At 64.1% G+C, this 18,913-nt stretch carries 19 protein-coding genes; 9 read left to right on the plus strand and 10 right to left on the minus strand.

Annotation, left to right across the window (positions count from 1 at the left end):
- Positions 1 to 2 precede the first annotated feature (2 nt).
- Positions 3 to 1,148 carry an NAD(P)/FAD-dependent oxidoreductase gene (locus AC1Q64_RS13470; protein WP_492251668.1) on the plus strand — a complete coding sequence of 382 codons (1,146 nt, stop codon included), beginning with the start codon at positions 3 to 5 and terminating at the stop codon, positions 1,146 to 1,148.
- Positions 1,149 to 1,176: 28 nt separating this feature from the next.
- On the opposite strand, the gene AC1Q64_RS13475 is transcribed toward AC1Q64_RS13470, so the two are convergent.
- From AC1Q64_RS13475 to AC1Q64_RS13485, 3 genes are all read right to left on the minus strand, one after another.
- The gene (locus AC1Q64_RS13475; RefSeq protein WP_291438257.1) at positions 1,177 to 1,392 is read right to left on the minus strand and encodes a YjfB family protein; all 216 of its coding nucleotides are present in this window, start codon (positions 1,390 to 1,392) and stop codon (positions 1,177 to 1,179) included.
- A gap of 92 nt (positions 1,393 to 1,484) precedes the next feature.
- On the minus strand, positions 1,485 to 2,900 hold the full coding sequence (locus AC1Q64_RS13480) for a dihydrolipoyl dehydrogenase (protein WP_492251669.1): 1,416 nt from the start codon (positions 2,898 to 2,900) through the stop codon (positions 1,485 to 1,487).
- A 153-nt stretch (positions 2,901 to 3,053) separates the two neighbouring features.
- On the minus strand, positions 3,054 to 3,647 hold the full coding sequence (locus tag AC1Q64_RS13485) for an IMPACT family protein (RefSeq protein WP_492251670.1): 594 nt from the start codon (positions 3,645 to 3,647) through the stop codon (positions 3,054 to 3,056).
- Between the two features lie 227 nt (positions 3,648 to 3,874).
- Between AC1Q64_RS13485 and AC1Q64_RS13490 the strand changes: the two genes are divergently transcribed.
- Positions 3,875 to 4,078, plus strand: a complete 204-nt coding sequence (locus AC1Q64_RS13490; protein WP_492251671.1) for a hypothetical protein — start codon at positions 3,875 to 3,877, stop codon at positions 4,076 to 4,078.
- A gap of 45 nt (positions 4,079 to 4,123) precedes the next feature.
- Here the strand turns inward: AC1Q64_RS13490 and AC1Q64_RS13495 are convergent, their stop codons facing one another.
- Together AC1Q64_RS13495 and AC1Q64_RS13500 are read right to left on the minus strand one after the other, a co-directional pair.
- On the minus strand, positions 4,124 to 4,669 hold the full coding sequence (locus tag AC1Q64_RS13495; RefSeq protein ID WP_492251672.1) for a GNAT family N-acetyltransferase: 546 nt from the start codon (positions 4,667 to 4,669) through the stop codon (positions 4,124 to 4,126).
- 63 nt (positions 4,670 to 4,732) lie between these two features.
- Positions 4,733 to 5,704 carry a bifunctional helix-turn-helix transcriptional regulator/GNAT family N-acetyltransferase gene (locus AC1Q64_RS13500; protein ID WP_492251673.1) on the minus strand — a complete coding sequence of 324 codons (972 nt, stop codon included), beginning with the start codon at positions 5,702 to 5,704 and terminating at the stop codon, positions 4,733 to 4,735.
- 189 nt (positions 5,705 to 5,893) lie between these two features.
- Here AC1Q64_RS13500 and AC1Q64_RS13505 point away from each other — a divergent pair, with 189 nt between their 5' ends.
- Positions 5,894 to 8,296 (plus strand): YgiQ family radical SAM protein, encoded by a 2,403-nt coding sequence (locus AC1Q64_RS13505; protein WP_492251674.1) that lies wholly within the window; start codon positions 5,894 to 5,896, stop codon positions 8,294 to 8,296.
- A 77-nt stretch (positions 8,297 to 8,373) separates the two neighbouring features.
- Here the strand turns inward: AC1Q64_RS13505 and AC1Q64_RS13510 are convergent, their stop codons facing one another.
- From AC1Q64_RS13510 to AC1Q64_RS13520, 3 genes are all read right to left on the minus strand, one after another.
- Positions 8,374 to 8,835, minus strand: a complete 462-nt coding sequence (locus tag AC1Q64_RS13510) for a hypothetical protein (protein ID WP_291438264.1) — start codon at positions 8,833 to 8,835, stop codon at positions 8,374 to 8,376.
- Positions 8,836 to 9,034: 199 nt separating this feature from the next.
- Positions 9,035 to 9,739 (minus strand): DUF1294 domain-containing protein, encoded by a 705-nt coding sequence (locus tag AC1Q64_RS13515; RefSeq protein ID WP_492251675.1) that lies wholly within the window; start codon positions 9,737 to 9,739, stop codon positions 9,035 to 9,037.
- Between the two features lie 16 nt (positions 9,740 to 9,755).
- Positions 9,756 to 10,646 carry a CoA transferase gene (locus tag AC1Q64_RS13520; protein WP_492251676.1) on the minus strand — a complete coding sequence of 297 codons (891 nt, stop codon included), beginning with the start codon at positions 10,644 to 10,646 and terminating at the stop codon, positions 9,756 to 9,758.
- 176 nt (positions 10,647 to 10,822) lie between these two features.
- On the opposite strand from AC1Q64_RS13520, the gene ygiD reads away from it, so the two are divergent.
- Entirely contained in the window at positions 10,823 to 11,686 is an 864-nt protein-coding gene (gene ygiD / locus AC1Q64_RS13525; RefSeq protein WP_492251677.1) for a 4,5-DOPA-extradiol-dioxygenase, read from the plus strand.
- A 117-nt stretch (positions 11,687 to 11,803) separates the two neighbouring features.
- Here the strand turns inward: ygiD and AC1Q64_RS13530 are convergent, their stop codons facing one another.
- A complete protein-coding gene (locus AC1Q64_RS13530) occupies positions 11,804 to 12,409 on the minus strand; it encodes a nucleotidyltransferase family protein (protein WP_492251678.1) in 606 nt (201 codons plus the stop codon).
- A 186-nt stretch (positions 12,410 to 12,595) separates the two neighbouring features.
- Entirely contained in the window at positions 12,596 to 13,792 is a 1,197-nt protein-coding gene (locus AC1Q64_RS13535; protein WP_492251679.1) for an amino acid aminotransferase, read from the minus strand.
- 105 nt (positions 13,793 to 13,897) lie between these two features.
- Between AC1Q64_RS13535 and uvrB the strand changes: the two genes are divergently transcribed.
- The 5 genes from uvrB (at position 13,898) to iscA (ending at position 18,901) form a co-directional block, all read left to right on the plus strand.
- A complete protein-coding gene (gene uvrB, locus AC1Q64_RS13540; RefSeq protein WP_492251680.1) occupies positions 13,898 to 15,988 on the plus strand; it encodes an excinuclease ABC subunit UvrB in 2,091 nt (696 codons plus the stop codon).
- A gap of 251 nt (positions 15,989 to 16,239) precedes the next feature.
- The gene (gene iscR / locus AC1Q64_RS13545; protein ID WP_015013980.1) at positions 16,240 to 16,776 is read left to right on the plus strand and encodes a Fe-S cluster assembly transcriptional regulator IscR; all 537 of its coding nucleotides are present in this window, start codon (positions 16,240 to 16,242) and stop codon (positions 16,774 to 16,776) included.
- 114 nt (positions 16,777 to 16,890) lie between these two features.
- Positions 16,891 to 18,111, plus strand: a complete 1,221-nt coding sequence (locus AC1Q64_RS13550; protein WP_492251681.1) for an IscS subfamily cysteine desulfurase — start codon at positions 16,891 to 16,893, stop codon at positions 18,109 to 18,111.
- 39 nt (positions 18,112 to 18,150) lie between these two features.
- On the plus strand, positions 18,151 to 18,552 hold the full coding sequence (iscU, locus tag AC1Q64_RS13555; RefSeq protein ID WP_056063045.1) for a Fe-S cluster assembly scaffold IscU: 402 nt from the start codon (positions 18,151 to 18,153) through the stop codon (positions 18,550 to 18,552).
- A gap of 25 nt (positions 18,553 to 18,577) precedes the next feature.
- Entirely contained in the window at positions 18,578 to 18,901 is a 324-nt protein-coding gene (iscA, locus tag AC1Q64_RS13560) for an iron-sulfur cluster assembly protein IscA (RefSeq protein ID WP_056063043.1), read from the plus strand.
- Positions 18,902 to 18,913 lie beyond the last annotated feature (12 nt).

Raw genomic sequence — 18,913 nt, forward strand, 5'->3', positions numbered from 1 at the left:
AGATGCAAACCGTAGACACCATCGTCATCGGCGCGGGCATTGCCGGGGCCTCCGTGGCCTGGCAACTGGTGCAGCCCGGCGCCGCAGGGCAGGGCGCCAGTGTGCTGCTGCTGGAGCGTGAATCGCAGCCCGGCTACCACACCACCGGCCGTTCGGCCGCGCTCTACATGGCGACCTACGGCACCCCCAACATCCAGGCGCTGACCCGGGCCAGCCGCGCGTTCTACGATGCGCCGCCGCCCGAGTTTGGCGCCGGCCCCATCCTCTCGCCCCGGGGCGTGGTCTATGTGGCGGGGCCTGGTCAGCTGGATCTGCTCAAGCAGACCTACGACGAAGCGCATGCCATTTCGCCCAATGTGCAGTGGGTGGAGCGGGCCGAATTGCTGGCGATGCTGCCTTGCCTCAAACCCGAGGCCGTGGCTGCCGGTATGAGCGAGCCCGAGGCGGCGGACATTGATGTGAATGCCCTGCACCAGGGCTACCTGCGCGGCCTGCGCCAGCGCGGCGGCCAGGTGCTGACGAACGCCGAGGTCACGGCCGTGCGCCGCGAAGGTGAGGTATGGCAAGTGACGCTGGCCGATGGGCGGGTGTTTGCTGCCCCCACCATCGTCAATGCTGCGGGTGCCTGGGCCGATGTGGTGGCGGGCCTGGCCGGTGTACCACCCATCGGGCTGGAGCCGCGCCGCCGCACGGCATTCACCTTCCCGGTACCCGAGGGCATGGACGCTACCCACTGGCCTGCGGTGATCGGCATCGACGAGAGTTTTTACTTCAAGCCCGACGCGGGGCAACTACTGGGCTCACCGGCCAATGCCGACCCTACACATCCGCACGATGTGGTGCCGGAAGAGCTCGACGTGGCCACCGGGATTTATCACATCGAGGAAATGACTACCTTTCAGATCCGCCGCCCGTCGCACACCTGGGCCGGGCTGCGCTCGTTTGTGCCCGATGGCGACATGGTGATTGGCTGGGACAACCATGTGCCCGGCTTTTTCTGGCTGGCCGGGCAGGGTGGGTATGGGATTCAGAGTGCTGCGGGCGCCTCGTTGTTGGCACGGCAGCTGTTGCGGGGCGAGCCGCTGGCAGAGGAACTGGCGCGGGAGGGCGTGCAGCCGGAGGGGCTGTCGCCTGCGCGTTTGCGCTGAGCCGCGCAAGCGGAGGGGGCTCAGCCCCTCAGGCGAAAGTATTGACGTTGGTGCCCAGCGTGCCGCTGGTGGCCAGTGCGGGCTGTGGCATCGACTGTTGCATGGCGTCGATCATGGTGGCGGCGGAGACGGCCTGCATGTCCAGCGCTTTTTTCAGCACCACCATGTTCAGGGCGTCCGACGTCTTGGCGCTGGCCAGGTTGGTGGCGGTGTTGACGATGCTGTTGGCGAGGGCGACGTCCATGGTGACTCCTTGGGGCGATGGCGGGTTATCGGCATCTCAGCACGAGGCTTGAGTGTTGTTACACGTTCAGCAGTCTCTGGCTCCGGCTTCGACTAGTCCAGCGCAGGCACACCCAGCGCTGCGCAGGCGGCCAGGTCGGAATCGCGGGTGTGTGGCAGTTGGCGGGCCGCGTCGCGCAATGCCGTGCGCAGGCCTTCTTCCAGAGTGGGATGGTAGAAGGGCATACCCAGGAGGTCATGCACCGTCAGTTGCTGCTGCACGGCCAGGGCCAGTAGGTGTGCCAGGTGCTCGCCATCGGGGGCGCATAGCTCGGCGCCCAGCAGGCGGCCGCTGACGTGATCTGCATAGACGCACAGGCGTCCATGGTTGCGTTGGGCGGTACGGGCGCGGCCTTGGTTTGCATAGCCGGCGATGCCGGTGACGGTGCTGTGCGGGTCCATGTCGGCCACGCGCGGCCCCACGACGGCGATGTTGGGGTCGGCAAAAACGATCGACAGCAAGGTGCGGCGCCGAAAGCGGTTGGGTGTGGTGGCCAGGGCGTTCATGCCCGCAATATGGCCTTCGTCCGCAGCCTCGTGCAGAAGCGGGGTATGGGTATTGGCATCTCCCGCCAGAAACACCGGCAAATCGCCAATTTGCTGGGTTTGTGGGTCCACGGCGGGCAGGCCCCGCTGGTCCAGATGCACGCCCAGTGTCTCCAGGCCCAGGTGTTCAATGTTGGGTACCCTGCCCATGGCGGCAATGACCTGGTCCACCACCACGCGGTTGCTGCCGCTGGCGACTTCAATGCCGCCGGGCACTTCGCGCAGTTGCGCTTCGGCACCCATGTGCAGCACCATGTCCTTCTTGAGCAAGGCTGTCAGTTCAGCGTTGAGCTCCGGGTCGCTCAGGCCGGCCAGCGTGTGGCTGCTGGTGAATGCAGCCACCTGCAGGCCCAGCCGCGCAAGGGCCTGCGAAATCTCCACACCAATCGGCCCCATGCCGATGACTGCAATGCGCGGGCCGAGCATGGGCTGCTCGAACAGGGTGTCGGTGGTAAGCATGCGGTCGCCAAACGCCAGCCATTCTTCTGGCAGGCTGGGGCGCGACCCGGGGGCGATGATGATGCTGCGCGTTGCGTAGGCCGTGCCGTCGATGTCCACCGAACGCGGCCCCAGCAGCGTTGCGCGCCCAGACACCTGGGCGCTGCCCAGTCCACTGGTCGCTTTGAGGGCGCCCTCCACGAAGTCGTCGCGCAGGGCGCGCACGCGCCGCAGCACTGCGGGCAGGTCGGCGGTCACCGCGCTCGCGCCCCGCAGGCCAAATTCTTCAAAGGTGTGGCGGCGGTGGAAGGCGTTGGCCGCCTCGATCAGCGTCTTGGATGGCATGCAGCCGACGCGAGCGCAGGTGGTGCCCCACGGGCCTTCGTTGACGATGAGGTAGCGGTCGGTGCGTTTGCGCACTTCGCGCAGGGCGGCCAGGCCCGCCGTGCCTGCGCCAATGATGATGGTGTCGAGCGGTTGGGCCATGGGACTCCCTCGGTGTCTGAAAAGCCGAAGTGTGAAGCGCTAACCGCCGCACCGCTGTAGGCGCATAGGCCGTTTGTGTGATGCTGTGCCGGGCTCTGGCGTGCCTGGGTACGCCGGCCTTGCAGGCCTTTGGGGCCGAGTTGCTGAGTGCTGTCAGACCTCGGGTTCCGTCCAGCCCACACGGCCTTGCCCGTGGTCGTTGATGCGCTGCACGAAAGGGACGGCTTGTGTTTGGGGAAGGCGCAGTTGCAGGCTGACAAGGGTGCCATGCTGCACGTCGACCAATTCGGCACCCGCAGCCTCAATCTCGCGGCGCAGCAGGCCTTCGAGGGAATACGGCACCTGGCATTGCAGCGTGGTCATGCGCTGCAGCGTGACCTTGGGCGCCGTAAGCAGCGCCTGGGCAATGGTGTCGGTGTAGGCGCGCACCAGGCCGCCTGCGCCCAGCTTGACCCCGCCAAAGTAGCGCACCACCGTGGCCAGCACGCCTTCCAGGTCCTGGTGGCGCAGCACGTCCAGCATGGGGCGACCGGCGGTGCCTCCGGGCTCGCCGTCGTCCACTGCGGCCGACTGGCCGCCGGCCAGCAAGGCCCAGCAGATGTGAGCGGCGCCGGGGTGCTGCTTCCACAGCGCATCCACCGCCGCCTGCGCGCTGGCGCGGTTGGCCATGGGTTGCACGCAACCGATGAAGCGGCTTTTCTTGATGATGAGTTCGCTGTGCGCGGGCGCAGCCAGGGTCTGGGGCATGGGGCGGTGAGTGTACGGCGGCGCCCGGGCGTACACGCCCCTGGCCATCTGTGACGAAAGTCACACGCCCTGCCGTTGACGGGGACTGAACGCTATGAACCTCGTCTGGAATGTGCGTTCTGTCACACACGCCGTAGGCGTGCGTTCCTACACTGCGGACTTGTTGCTATGGCCTACGCTGTTGCTACGCATTTGAAAGCACTCAGGCCATCAGAAAAGGACCCCCCATGTTTGCCACTCCGCTGCCTGCACCTTTGCCTATCTCCCTCGCCAGCCATCTGTTTGGCCGTTTCATCTCTCCCTCGGGCTCTGAGGCATCGGACCCCAGCGCGCTGGCATCGACCGGTGCGGTGCCAAGCCAGCTGGAAGGGCAGGACGACGACGCGATGCCGGATCTGGCGCAGCGCGTGCGGGAAATCGGTGAGTGGTGAAGCGGCTCCTGCGTGAGGTGACGGACCGCGCAGTGGCTTGTGTTTTCAGCCAGTGCTGCCTGCACAGTCCTCTGCTGTGTCCATGTCGCGTGCCATGAGCACGCTGGTGTAGTTGGTCAAAGGGCGCCAGTCGCAGTCGCCCACCACCCGATAACCCCAGGATTCATACATCGCTATCAACGCGGTAGCGGGTTGCGCGGTGTCCAGCGCCATCACCCGGGCGCCGGCTCGGCGGGCATAGTCCAGCGCATAGGTGTGCAGCCGTTTGCCGTAACCTTGGCCTTTGGCTCCGGGGGTGATGCAGAACTGGCATAACGACCACACCCCAGGGTCACGGTACAGCGGCACTGAGGACTCGGGCTGAGGCGGTCGCAGCGTGGCGGTGCCCACATAGTCATCGCCGTCCAGCATCACCAGCCCTGTGCCTGAAGCAAACCGCTTTGCCGTATCTTCCACTGACTGGTGGGTGCCCCAGTAGCGCAGGCCCTGTTGCGCATGGGGTGCGTAGGCAGAATGTATGAGGGCGGTGAGGCGTGCCAAGTCGTCGCCGGGGGTGACGGGGCGAATAAGAAGCCGGTTGGACAAGGTCATGGAGATACTCCGTTGTCTCATGCTGAGCGCGACTCTCCCGGGGATGCGCGGCGTTGCGTCAATTCAAAGCCTCAGCTCCCAAGTTTCTCCCACCAATTGCTGACCAAAGTCTTCGTAGGGCTCGGTTTTGACCAGCTGGAAGCCGCGCTGGCCGTAGATGCCGCGCGCAGCCGTCAGGCAACTGTTGGTCCACAACACCATCTTTTTGTAACCTTTTGCACGCGCAAAGGCAATGCATTCGTCGGTCAGGCGGGCGCCCAGGCCGAGGCCGCGGGCTTTGGGGCTGAGGATGAGCATGCGCAGCTGCGCCGTGATGGCCGATTTGCGCACCACAAACACTGAGCCCACGCGCTCGCCGTCCAGTTCGGCGATCCAGGCTTTTTCCCACGCGGGCTGGAACTTGCGCAAAAACTGTGCTGCGATGTCCGCCACCAGCGCTTCAAAACGGCTGTCCCAGCCATATTCGCGCCAATAGATCTCGCCATGCTGCTGCACGACCCAGCCCATGTCGCCCGGCAGCGGGTCGCGCAGCACGGCGACGCGGGGGCCACCTGCCGCGTGGGAGGCGGAGGACAGCAGGGTTTCAATCCGCTCCATGGCATCCACCACCTCTTGGCGCCGCGCGGGGAGCAAAGGGGCGAGCAGGGCGGCGGCTTCGTCGCGCGAGCGCTGTTGCAGCGGCTCGAACGCCTCGCGCCCGGCAGGGGTGAGCGCGACCAGGCTTTGTCGTGCGTCCTGGGCGCTGGCGTGCCGTTCTATCCATCCTGCCTGTTCAAAACGCCGCAATATCCTGCTCATGTACCCGCCGTCCAGCCCCAATTCCCGCGCGAGTTCGCTGGCCACAGGGGCCTCGCGATGGGCCAGCTCGTAGAGCACGCGCACGTCGGTCAGCGACAGCTTGCTGCCCAGGTAAGGGTCCAGCACGCCAATTCGACGGGTGATGAAGCGGTTGAACCGGCGCACCGCCTTGACGGCACTGGCGGGCACCGGGGCAGGGGATTCGGGTGGATGAGAGGGTTCGACAGGCTTTTTCATAATTGCCTTTGTCATGTAATTGATTGACTTTGGCAAGTATATGCTCCACGTGGGTCAAGACCTCCTAGGCGCAGGGGCAAGGCCGGTTCAGCGACAAAAACGGCGTGCCGCCGTAAAATCGCGGGTTACCCACCACAGCCGCGCCCCACGATGCCCCGTTGACCCATGGGGTGGCCGCCCTCCCACTGCATGAACGCCCCCGTTGACGTCTCCTTTTTTGCGCGTGCCGCAAAGCCCTTGACCAGCTACCGTCCGTACTGGGCCAAGCGCTTTGGCACGGCTCCGTTCCTGCCGATGAGCCGCGCCGAGATGGAGAAACTGGGCTGGGACAGCTGCGACATCATCCTGGTGACGGGCGACGCGTACGTGGACCACCCCAGCTTCGGCATGGCCGTGATCGGCCGCACGCTGGAGGCCCAGGGCTTTCGCGTGGGCATCATTGCCCAGCCCGACTGGCAGAGCGCCGAACCCTTCAAGGCGCTGGGCAAGCCCAACCTGTTCTGGGGCGTGACAGCGGGCAACATGGATTCGATGATCAACCGGTACACCGCCGACCGGAAGATCCGCAGCGACGACGCCTACACCCCGGGCGACATTGGCGGCAAACGCCCTGACCGTGCGGCCATCGTCTATAGCCAGCGCTGTCGCGAGGCGTTCAAAGACGTGCCCATCATCCTCGGCGGCATCGAAGGCAGCCTGCGCCGCATTGCGCACTACGACTACTGGAGTGACAAGGTGCGCCGCTCCATCGTGGTGGACAGCAAGTGCGACCTGCTGCTGTATGGCAACGCTGAGCGTGCGCTCGTTGAAGTGGCCCACCGCATTGCAGCGCGTGAGCCGGTGGAGCAGATCACCGATGTGCGTGGGACGGCCTTTGTGCGCCGACCCGACGATGAAAGCGGCAAGGGCTGGTTCGAGATCGACTCCACCACGGTGGACGAACCCGGCCGCGTAGAAGCGCACATCAACCCCTACATGACCACCAGCGAGCAGGCTGCGGCCCAAGGCAGCACCTGCAGCAAAGAGGATGGGAGTGCTACTGATTCTGTAGCGGGTGCCGAAAATAACACGAGCGCTACCGGCCAAAACAGCCCCAACCCTGTCATTCAGCCGATCCAGTTTGTTGCCAATCCGGCGCTCAAGGCCAAGCTCAAAGTGCCCCCGCGCGAGAAGAGCGTGATCCGCCTGCCCAGCTACGAGCAGGTCAAAAGCGACCCCGTGCTCTATGCCCACGCCAACCGCGTGCTGCATCTGGAGACCAACCCCGGCAACGCCCGTGCACTGGTGCAGGCGCACGGCGAAGGCGTTACGGCGCGCGATGTATGGATCAACCCACCCCCCATCCCGCTGACCACGGCCGAGATGGACTACGTGTTTGACCTGCCTTACGCACGCGGCCCACACCCCAGCTACGCCGACGAAAACGGTAGCCACGACGGCGCGACCAAGATCCCCGCCTGGGAGATGATCCGGTTCTCCATCAACATCATGCGCGGCTGCTTTGGCGGCTGCACGTTCTGCTCGATCACCGAGCATGAGGGCCGCATCATCCAGAGCCGGTCCGAGGATTCGATCATTCAGGAGATTGAAGACATTCGCGACAAGGTCAAGGGCTTCACCGGCACCATCAGCGACCTGGGCGGCCCCACGGCCAATATGTACCGCCTGGGCTGCCGCTCGCCCGAGATTGAAGCCGCCTGCCGCAAGCCGAGCTGTGTCTACCCTGGCATCTGCCAGAACCTCACTACCGACCACGGCCCGCTGATCAAGATCTACCGCCGTGGCCGCGCTTTAAAGGGTATAAAGAAGATCCTCATCGGCTCGGGCCTGCGCTATGACCTGGCGGTAAAGAGCCCTGAGTACGTGAAGGAGCTGGTTCAGCACCACGTGGGTGGGTACCTGAAGATCGCGCCCGAGCACACCGAGCAGGGCCCGCTCACCAAGATGATGAAGCCGGGCATCGGCAGCTATGACAAGTTCAAGCAGATGTTCGAGAAGTTCAGCGAAGAGGCGGGCAAGAAACAGTTCCTGATCCCTTACTTCATCGCTGCGCACCCCGGCACCAGCGACGAGGACATGATGAACCTCGCCATCTGGCTGAAGAAGAACGGCTTTCGCGCCGACCAGGTGCAGACTTTCTACCCCAGCCCCATGGCCACAGCCACAGCCATGTACCACTCGGGGCGCAACACGCTGACCCGCGTGCGCCGCCAGATGCGCGACGAGGCGGAGGAGTCTGTGGACATCGTGCGCGGCGAAAAGCGCCGCCGTCTGCACAAGGCCTTCTTGCGCTACCACGATCCGAACAACTGGCCGCTGTTGCGCGAGGCGCTCAAGGCCATGGGCCGGGCGGATCTGATCGGCAACGGCAAACACCACCTGATCCCGACCTTCCAGCCCTTGACGGACGGCGGCTACCAGAGCGCGCGCCGCAAGAACTCCACGCCCACCGGCGTGAAGAGCGCCATGGCCGCGCCGGTCAAGCCTGCGAAGCCCGGGCAACCGCAGAAGGGCCGCATGCTGACCCAGCACACGGGCCTGCCGCCGCGCGTCACGGGCGCCGCGAAACCGTCTGCACGCAAGCCCCGCTGACATCTGGCGATCTGGTGTCCTGGGCCATTTGCAGTGGCTGCAGGTGGCGCAGGGCAGTGAGACGTGCTGCGTAGCTTTCAGCCCTCCGCTGCGTGGGTGCCTACCACCACCGATTGCGGGCCATCACCGGCGGGCTGGGTGATCAGGTCTTCGATGATGAAGGTGCGGTAATAGAACGCTGTGACCGCGCCTTCGGGGGCAATGGCCGCCACCAGTGCGTCGGTACCATCCTTCTCGGCCATGGCGATCAGCATGCCGTGGTGGCCTGTGCCCGCCAGGTCGGCAATGCGTCGCACCATGTCACCTTCGGCCCCTACAGAGGGCAGTGGTGCATCTGCGCTGCCCAGCGTGTGAACGATCTCCTGCAGGATGACCTCGGGGCTGGCGTAGGCGATGTCTCCCTGATGGCCTGCGGCCTGCAATGCCAGTGCGGCCTGCCGCGCACAGTCCTCGTCGGGGAACAGTGCGAACACCTGGCCGGTGGGGTAGAAAACGCCGCCCATGGTGGTCATGGTCGAGTCAAGGATGAGGGGTTTCATGGGCATCTCCCGAGGTGTTTCAGACCTTTGGGATTGAAACCGGGCGCCCCATCGCGCCGTGTAGGTCAGCGGGCCATCTGTGCGTCAGCCCACTTTGCGGCGTAGGAGATAGGGTCGCTACAGCGTGAACCAAAAGTGCCTCAAGCGCTAGTTTTTCATGGGTTTATTGCTATCAAAATTGATATTTTTGTGGGCATTGCTAGCGCAGCCATCCGCCCAGCCAGGCCCCCAAAGCTGCGCAATGCAGCACCGCCGTCGCCCAGTACACTGCGCGAAACTCCGCCTTGCGGGACTTGTGCCGCAGCCACTGTTGGGCAAACCATGCGCCCGGCCAGCCGCCTGCGAGGCTCAGCAGGTGCAGGTGGCTTTCCTTGGTGCGCCACTGGCCGTTTTGCGCGGCGCTTTTGTCGATGGCGTATGCCAGAAACGTGAGGAGGTTGACGCCCGCCGCCGCGCCCAGCACCCACCACGGAAGCCGGCCTGCCCAGAAGCCCCATACCAGCAAGGCCAGCCAGCCCAGCATGAGTAGCCGTATCAGCGCCGAGCCCGCTGGGTTGGCGGGTTCGCTTGGTGCCACAGGGCGTCTGCGTGTTGGGGCCTGAGGTTGACCTGCGCGCTGCGCCGGCGCGCGCCGCGTTGGGTGCGCAGGGGGCGGTTGCGTCGGTGCCGCACCGCGGGGCTGGAGCTGGCCGCCCGCGTGCGCCGAGGGCAACACCGCCATGGCCCTGGGCCCTTTTCCTCCGACATGGATTTCCTCATACACCACGGCGAGCCCTTCGCGCGGCGGGGTGGTGCCCCGGTAGTCCCGTACATGAAAGAACACGTCGGCAGATGTGTCCGGACTGCGGATAAAGCCGAAGGCGCGGGTGGCGTCCCAGCGGATGACGGTGCCATTTTTTTGCATCGGTCAGGAAGTGCCTTCAGGCCAGGGTGTGCAATGGAATGTCCTGCGCCACCGCCAACGCATTCAGCTGCGCGCGGGTCTGTGTGCGCAAGAATGCTGCCACGGCCGCGTGCGTAGCGGGGGCGCGCAATACCTGCGGATCGCCCGTGGCGGGCAGGCCTGCAGCGGCGCACAGGCTGGCGGCAAAGTGCGGCTCCAGTGCGGCCACGGCCACTCGGCCGTCGGCACAGGGGTAGATGCGGTAGCCCGCGTGGTTGCCGCCTACGTCGCCCTCGGGCGTGGTCAGGCCCCAGTCGCGCGGCTGGGCCAGCCAGGCGGCGGCATCGGCCAAGGCAACTTCGATGCACACGCCGCCGCCTGTGTGGCCACGCTCCAGCAGGGCCTGCAGCACGGCCTCGCTCGCCATCAGGGCGCCGCCCATGTCGGCGTACAGCGTGGGGGGCATCTCGGTGCCTGTCACCAGCCCGGCGTTGGCCAGGTAGGTGAGGTCGTGGCCGGGCTCCTCGGCCCGCCCGGCGGCTGCGCCCACGATGCGTACCAGCGAAAGGCGCGGGTATTTGGCCTGCAACACATCCCAGACCAGGCCCAGCTTGGCCAATGCCGAGGGGCGAAACGAGGTGATCAGCACATCGGTGCGCGCCAGCTCCGCGTGCAGCGCGGCCTGGCCTTCTGTCGTCTTGAGGTGGGCATGCACCACGCGCACGCCACTGTGCAGCGTGGCATAGGCCGCCGGGCTGTAGATGCCCATGGGGTCGGCACTGGGATAGCCGGGGGCTGGAGGCGGTTCAAGCTTGGTGCATTCGGCCCCCATGCGGGCGCAGCGCATCAGGGCGGCGGGGCCGGGCAGGTTGAGCGCGAGGCTCAGGACGCGGACATTGCGCAGGGGCTGGGGCAGGGCAGTTGTCATGGGTTGGGGCTTGTCTCGGTGTTGTGGTTTTGAACGGAAGGTGCGGCGCCGGAACTTCAGGCGCGCGCGCGGGCTCACTCCCTGCGTTATACATAATTTGTTACGCTCCCCGACCCATGCAACGCAGAACCTCTTTGGCCGCCCTCACAGGCCTGGCCGCCTTCCCGGGAGCCTTCATGACCACCTCCCTGAGCAGCGCCGCCTCGGCATCTGCATTGCAGGCGCTCAAGCCCTCGCCCCGCATGCCCGTGCTGTTTGTGGGCCATGGCAGCCCCATGAACGCCATCGAGGACAACGCCTGGCGCCGCAGTTGGCAGGCGATGGGCGCGGAGCTGATGGCGCGCGCCGTGCAGCCGCAGCTCATCCTGTGTGTGTCGGCCCACTGGCTCACGCGGGGTGGCTGGCAGCTGACCGGCATGGCCAACCCCAAGACCATCCACGACTTTGGCGGCTTTCCGCAGGCACTGTTCGACCAGCAGTACCCCGCGCCCGGCGCGCCACAGGTGGCGCGCAGCCTGGCCAGCGAGCTCAAGTCGCCCGCTACCGGCGGGGCACTGGGCGTGGACGAAGGCGAGTGGGGTCTGGACCACGGCACCTGGTCTGTGCTCAAGCCCATGTTTCCCAAAGCGCAGATTCCTGTGATGCAGCTGAGCATGGACTACAGCCGCGCCCCGGCCGAGCATTACGCGCTGGGCCAGCAGCTCAAGGGCCTGCGCGAACGTGGCGTGCTCATCGTGGGCAGCGGCAACGTGGTGCATAACCTGCGCGCCACACGCCGTGGCACGGCCGCCAATGAGGCTTACGACTGGGCTACCGAGTTCGACACCGTGGTGCAGGAGCAGATCAAGAAGGGCCAGCTGGGGGCGCTGCAGGACTTCCAGAAACTGGGTGCGGTGGCCCAGCAGGCGCACCCCACGCACGAGCACTATCTGCCGCTGCTGTACGCAGCGGGGGCCGTGTTGCCCACGGAGATGCCCCGCTTCTTCAACACCGGCTATCAGTCGGCATCGATCTCGATGCGGTCGGTGCTGTGGGGCTGATGGCTGCTTTCTGAAGCAGATTGACTGCTTCTTTTTTGATAGCTATTGGCGCATTTACATCCAGCGCTTGAGGCCAAAAACGCCTGAAATCGCCGCGTCGCAGCTGCGAGACGGTCTTCAGGCCGCCGTCAGACCTGCGGCCTGGATCGTCAGCCACGGCCAGCGTTCGCGGTAGCTTTGCGCCTTGGCCTCAAACAACGGCAGATGCGGGCAGGCGGGGTTGGGTTTGAGAAGTCCTGCGTACAGTTCTTCCAGTCCGTACGGCGCGTACAGCGTGGGCTGAGCAACGCCAGGGTTGCTAGCAGGTTGCAGACCCACGCAGGTGCAAGGCACCAGAAAACGCTCGATCCCATTGCGGGCGGAATGCAGCGGCGCATACGGGTAACCAAACCAGCGCTCGTACCAGAGGTGCACGCGGGCCTGGTTCTTGGCTTCGACGGTGATGGGCAGGTCGGCGAAGAGTGCAGCGACGCGGTCTTGCACGGCCAACTCGGCGGCTTCGGACAGATCCGACACATCGAAGTAGAAGAGGTCGTAGTCCTTGATGTTTGCAGTCGGCGCCAGGCCGGAGTGCAGGTTCCACACCGTCTGGAACAGGCAGCCAGCTACCAGCCACGCATCGGGCAACCCCAGAAACGGCAAACGCTCCAAAAGGGCCGCGTTGTGCGGGTTCTGGAGCGTTTCGCTCACAAAGCGGCGCTGAAGATCAGAGCTGCGGTTCAAAGGGGTGTTCACCGAATTGCGTATTGCCGCTGCCTTCCGAGCAAGTGCAGCCAATGCGAGGTCGCCGCGCAAGGGCCGCCCAAGCTGCGTAGCGGCGCTCCTCTTGCGTGCGCTGGCTGCGTCCCCCTTCCCGAATTACGCAGCAATTCGAGAGAAAGGGGGAAGGCGCGTCAGCGACTCAGGGGGTTAGACCACTTTGGCGATCGCCTGGCAGACGTAGTCGATGTTCTTGCTGTTCAGGGCCGCAACGCACATGCGGCCGGTGTCGGTGCCGTACACGCCGAACTCGTTGCGCAGGCGCACCATCTGGTCCTTGGACAGGCCGGAGTAGCTGAACATGCCGATCTGGGTGGTGATGAAGCTCATGTCCTGCTTCACGCCAGCGACCTTGAGGCCGTCCACCAGCTTTTGGCGCATGGCCTTGATGCGCACGCGCATCTCGCCCAGTTCCTTCTCCCACATCGCGCGCAGCTCAGGGTTGTTCAGCACCGCAGCCACCACCGCGCCACCGTGGATGGGTGGGTTGGAGTAGTTGGTGCGAATGACGATCTTGAGTTGGCTCAGCACGCGCGAGGCTTCTTCCTTGTCGGCGCACAGCACCGACAGGCCACCCACGCGTTCGCCGTAGAGGCTGAAGCTCTTGCTGAAAGATGTGGAGACAAAGAAGTTCAGGCCGGCAGCCACAAACTTGCCGATCACGGCGCCGTCTTCGGCGATGCCGTGGCCAAAGCCCTGGTAGGCCATATCGAGGAAGGGCGTCAGGCCCTTGGCCTTGACGACGGCGATGACCTGGTCCCACTGCTCGGGGGTGATGTCGTAGCCGGTGGGGTTGTGGCAGCAAGCGTGCAGCACGACGATGGTGCCGGGGGCCGCAGCGTTCAGGCTGGCCAGGAAGCCTTCGAAATTCACACCGCGCTTGGCAGCGTCGTAGTAGGCGTAGGTATCGACCTCAAAACCGGCGTTGGTGAACAGCGCGCGGTGGTTTTCCCAGCTGGGGTCGGAGATCAGCACCTTGGCGTTGGGGCTGACCTTCTTCAGGAAGTCGGCGCCGATCTTGAGGCCGCCGGTGCCGCCGATGGCCTGCACGGTGGCCACGCGGCCAGACGTCACGGGTTCGCTGTCAGCGCCGAACACCAGGCTCTTGACGGCGTTGTCGTACGCCACGATGCCGTCGATGGGCAGGTAGCCACGGGCCGTGGGGGTGGACATCATGGTCTTTTCTGCGGCCTGCACACATTGCAGCAGGGGCAGCTTGCCGTTGTCGTCGAAATAAACGCCGACGCCCAGGTTGACCTTGTTGGGGTTGGTGTCGGCGTTGAATTGCTCGTTGAGGCCCAGGATGGGGTCGCGGGGGGCCATTTCGACGGCGGTGAACAGAGACATGAAAATCCTTGAAAGGTTGTCAGTAGCGAAGAATCCGGGCGTGGTGTACTGTGCCGGGTTCGGCCGATTTTAACGGCCCGCCTCCACCACCCGTTGACCGCCCCCATGCCGGATATCACAGAAGTCATAACTGAAAAGCAAGACGGCGAGTTCGTCCGCTTCCCCGATTCCCCGTTTGAACTGTTCCAGCCGTATCCACCGGCAGGCGACCAGCCCGAGGCCATCAACAAGTTGGTGGAGGGGCTGAATGATGGGGAGACCTTCCAGACGCTGCTGGGTGTGACGGGATCGGGCAAGACCTTCACCATGGCAAACGTGATCGCGCGCATGGGCCGTCCGGCGATCGTGTTCGCTCCCAACAAGACGCTGGCCGCGCAGCTGTACAGCGAGTTTCGCGAGTTCTTCCCCAAGAACGCCGTGGAGTACTTTGTCAGCTACTACGACTATTACCAGCCCGAGGCCTACGTGCCGCAGCGCGACCTGTTCATCGAGAAGGACAGCGCGATCAACGAGCACATCGAGCAGATGCGGCTCAGTTGCACCAAGAGCCTGATGGAGCGGCGCGATGTGGTGATCGTGGCCACCGTATCGGCCATCTACGGCATTGGCGAACCCGAGAGCTACCACCGCATGGTGATGACGCTGCGGGTTGGGGACAAGCTGGGGCAGCGGGACGTGATCGCTCAGTTGATCCGCATGCAGTACCAGCGCAACGAGGCGGATTTCAGCCGAGGCAAGTTCCGCGTGCGGGGCGACACCATCGATGTGTTCCCGGCCGAACACTCCGAGCTGGCGATTCGCATTGAGCTGTTTGACGACGAGATCGAGAGCCTGCAGCTGTTCGACCCGCTCACGGGGCGTGTCAAGCAGAAGATCCCGCGCTTTACCGTGTACCCCAGCAGCCACTATGTGACGCCGCGCGACAAGGTGCTGGCGGCGGTCGAGACCATCAAGCTGGAGCTGGCAGACCGTCTCAAGCAGCTGGTGGCTGACGGCAAACTGGTAGAGGCGCAGCGGCTGGAGCAGCGCACGCGATTTGATCTGGAAATGCTGAGCGAAGTGGGCCACTGCAAAGGCATCGAGAACTACACGCGCCACCTGTCGGGCGCGGCGCCGGGTGACCCGCCGAGCACGCTGACCGACTACATGCCCAAGGACGCGATCATGTTCCTGGACGAAAGCCACCAGATGATCGGCCAGCTCAACGCCATGTACAGCGGCGACCGCTCGCGCAAGACCACGCTGGTTGAATACGGGTTTCGCCTGCCTTCGGCGCTGGACAACCGACCGCTCAAGTTCGAGGAGTTTGAGCAGCGCATGCGGCAGGTGATCTTTGTATCGGCCACGCCCGCCGATTACGAAAAGACCCATTCAGGGCAGGTGGTGGATCAAGTGGTGCGCCCTACGGGCCTGGTGGACCCCTTGGTGGAGGTGCGGCCAGCAACCCATCAGGTGGATGATGTGCTGCAAGAAATACGCATTCGTGTGGAAAAGCATGAGCGCGTACTCATTACCACGCTGACCAAGCGCATGGCCGAGCAGTTGACCGACTACCTCACCGACAACGGTGTCAAGGTGCGCTACCTGCACAGCGATGTGGACACCGTGGAGCGGGTGGAGATCATCCGTGACCTGCGTCTGGGCGCGTTTGACGTGTTGGTGGGGATCAACCTGCTGCGCGAAGGGCTCGATATCCCCGAAGTGTCGCTGGTGGCCATCCTCGACGCGGACAAGGAGGGCTTCTTGCGGGCTGAACGCAGCCTGATCCAGACCATTGGCCGTGCAGCGCGCAACCTGAATGGCCACGCCATTCTGTACGCCGACCGCATCACCGACTCCATGAAAAAAGCCATGGGTGAGACGGAACGCCGGCGCATCAAGCAGATCGCACACAACGAGGCCCATGGGATCACGCCGCGCAGCATTGTCAAGCGGGTAAGAGACCTGATTGACGGCGTGTACAGCGAAAAAGCCGGCAAGGACGCCCAGCGCCTGGCCCAGGAAGCCCTGCAGCGCGCGCAGGTGGAGGAGATGTCCGAGAAGGATGTGGCGCGCGAGATCAAGCGACTGGAAAAGCTCATGCTGGAACATGCGCGCAACCTGGAATTCGAGCAGGCAGCCCGGGTACGCGACCAGCTCACGCGGCTCAAGGACCAGGCCTTTGGTGCGCACGGCAGCGATTCTGTGGCCCTGTAAAAGGGCTACAGGGTGGTGGTGTGATGGAAAATTACTATTGGGTCGATTAATAACTATTTGGTTTTTTAACCCGACAGAATCAATAGGGATTTGTGCTATACTTGCACAAAACACTCAACAAAACAGCCCAACGATGAAGGGCTCCGTGGCAGGCGACTGTGCGGAGTAAGGGGCGGAGACGGTGCCTCGCTGGCAAACAGTCAGCGCTGGCGGTTTCTTCAACGAACAAGCCTTAGCACAAGGAGCTTGCGATGCGTCTCACAACCAAAGGCCGTTTTGCGGTCACCGCCATGATTGACCTGGCCCTGCGCCAGAACAACGGCCCCGTCACGCTGGCTGCCATCAGCCAGCGCCAGCAGATTTCGCTGTCGTACCTGGAGCAACTCTTTGGCAAGCTGCGCCGCCATGAACTGGTGGAATCCACCCGTGGCCCCGGCGGCGGCTACACGCTGGCCCGCAAGGCAGGCGACATCACGGTGGCCGACATCATCGTTTCGGTAGACGAGCCTATCGACGCCACGCAGTGTGGTGGCAAGGAAAACTGCCTGGGTGAAGCCGGCCGTTGCATGACGCATGAACTGTGGGCCTCGCTGAACCAGCGCATGGTGGAGTTTCTGGACTCGGTCACCCTGCAAAAGCTGGTGGACGAGCAGCTCGCCAAGGGCGTGCAGATCGAGGACAAACCCGTTGTGCGCCGAGCCATCTCCACGACGCCGGTGGTCAAGCCCATCCGCGTGAACGCCCCCAATTCGGTGTTTGCGCTGGGTAACGTCTTCGCCAAATCCTGATGCTTGGTGCGCCGTGCTGGCCCTGGGGTCAGCATTGCCCTGACCGCGTCGTAATCGATTTCTTGTTTGTTCTGCCTCTCTGTTTGCCAGCCAGAACTCTTTACTGAGCCAGCCATGGACATGACCCCGCACTTCCCCATCTATCTCGACTATGGCGCCACGACCCCGGTAGACCCCCGGGTGGTGGATGCCATGATTCCTTGGTTGCGAGAGCACTTCGGCAACCCGGCGTCGCGCAGCCACGCCTGGGGCTGGGAGGCTGAAGAGGCGGTGGAAAAAGCGCGTGTGCAGGTCGCAGACCTCATTGGCGCCGACCCCCGCGAAATCGTCTGGACCAGTGGTGCGACCGAGTCCATCAACTTGGCCTTGAAGGGCGCTGCGCATTTCTACAAGGGCAAGGGCAAGCACCTCATCACGCTCAAGACCGAGCACAAGGCCGTGCTGGACACGATGCGCGAGCTGGAGCGCCAAGGCTTTGAGGCCACCTACCTGGACGTGCAGGAAGACGGTCTGGTCAACATGGATGCCCTGAAGGCCGCCATCCGTCCAGACACCGTGCTGATCAGCATCCTCTTCGTGAACAACGAAATCGGTGTGATTCAGGACATCCCCGCCATTGGCGCGCTGTGCCGCGAAAAGGGCATCCTGCTGCATGTGGATGCGGCCCAGGCCACCGGTCGTGTCGAGATCGACATGAACGAGCTGCCCATCGACCTGATGAGCATGACGGCCCACAAGACCTACGGCCCCAAGGGCATCGGGGCGCTCTACGTGCGCCGCAAGCCCCGCGTGCGGCTGGAAGCCCAGATGCATGGTGGCGGCCATGAGCGCGGCATGCGCTCGGGCACCTTGCCCACGCACCAGATCGTGGGCATGGGCGAAGCCTTTCGCATCGCCAAGGAAGAAATGGCAGAGAGCAACGCCAAGGCCAAGGCCCTGCAGCAGCGCCTGCTGGACGGCCTCAAGGACATCGAACAGGTCTATATCAACGGCAGCCTGGAGCGCCGTGTGCCGCAAAACCTCAACATGAGCTTCAACTTCGTCGAAGGCGAATCGCTCATCATGGGCATCAAGGGCCTGGCGGTGTCGTCGGGCTCAGCCTGCACCTCCGCCAGTCTGGAGCCCAGCTATGTGCTGCGCGCCTTGGGCCGCAGCGACGAACTGGCGCACAGCAGCCTGCGTATGACCATCGGCCGTTTCACGACCGAAGAAGAGATTGACTACGCCATCTCCACCATCCGCGAGAACGTGGCCCGCCTGCGCGAGCTGAGCCCGCTGTGGGAGATGTACAAGGACGGCATCGACATCAGCACCATCCAGTGGGCTGCTCACTGATTCCGCACACATTCTGGACGTATTGAAGAGGTACACATCATGGCTTATTCAGACAAAGTGGTTGACCATTACGAGAACCCCCGCAACGTGGGTTCGTTCGACAAGGGTGACGATTCGGTGGGCACCGGTATGGTGGGCGCGCCAGCCTGCGGCGACGTGATGAAGCTGCAGATCAAGGTGAACCCTGAAACCGGCGTGATCGAAGACGCCCGCTTCAAGACCTACGGCTGTGGCTCGGCCATTGCCTCCTCGTCGCTGGTGACCGAGTGGGTCAAGGGCAAGACGCTGGACGAAGCCGCGGCGCTCAAGAACAGCGAGATCGCCGAAGAGCTGGCCTTGCCACCCGTCAAGATCCACTGCTCCATCCTGGCGGAGGATGCCATCAAGGCTGCTGTGCTGGACTACAAGACCAAGCACGCCACCACGGCCACTGCCGCCTGATTGTTTGACAGATAGATCGAGAGACATGGCCATTACGCTGACAGAAGCTGCAGCCCGGCACGTCAACCGCTACCTTGCCCGCCGTGGCAAGGGGCTGGGCGTGCGTCTGGGGGTCAAGACGACCGGCTGCTCGGGGCTTGCCTACAAGCTGGAGTATGTGGACGCGAGCGAGCCTGAGGACATCGTGTTTGAAAACCACGGCGTCAAGGTGCTGATTGACCCCAAGAGCCTGGCCTACATCGATGGCACCGAGCTGGACTTTGTCCGTGAGGGGCTGAACGAAGGCTTCAAGTTCAACAACCCCAACGAGCGTGATCGCTGCGGTTGTGGAGAGAGCTTCCGCGTCTGAACGTCTTCAGCT

The sequence above is a fragment of the Acidovorax sp. GW835-FHT14G06 genome (assembly GCF_058793595.1).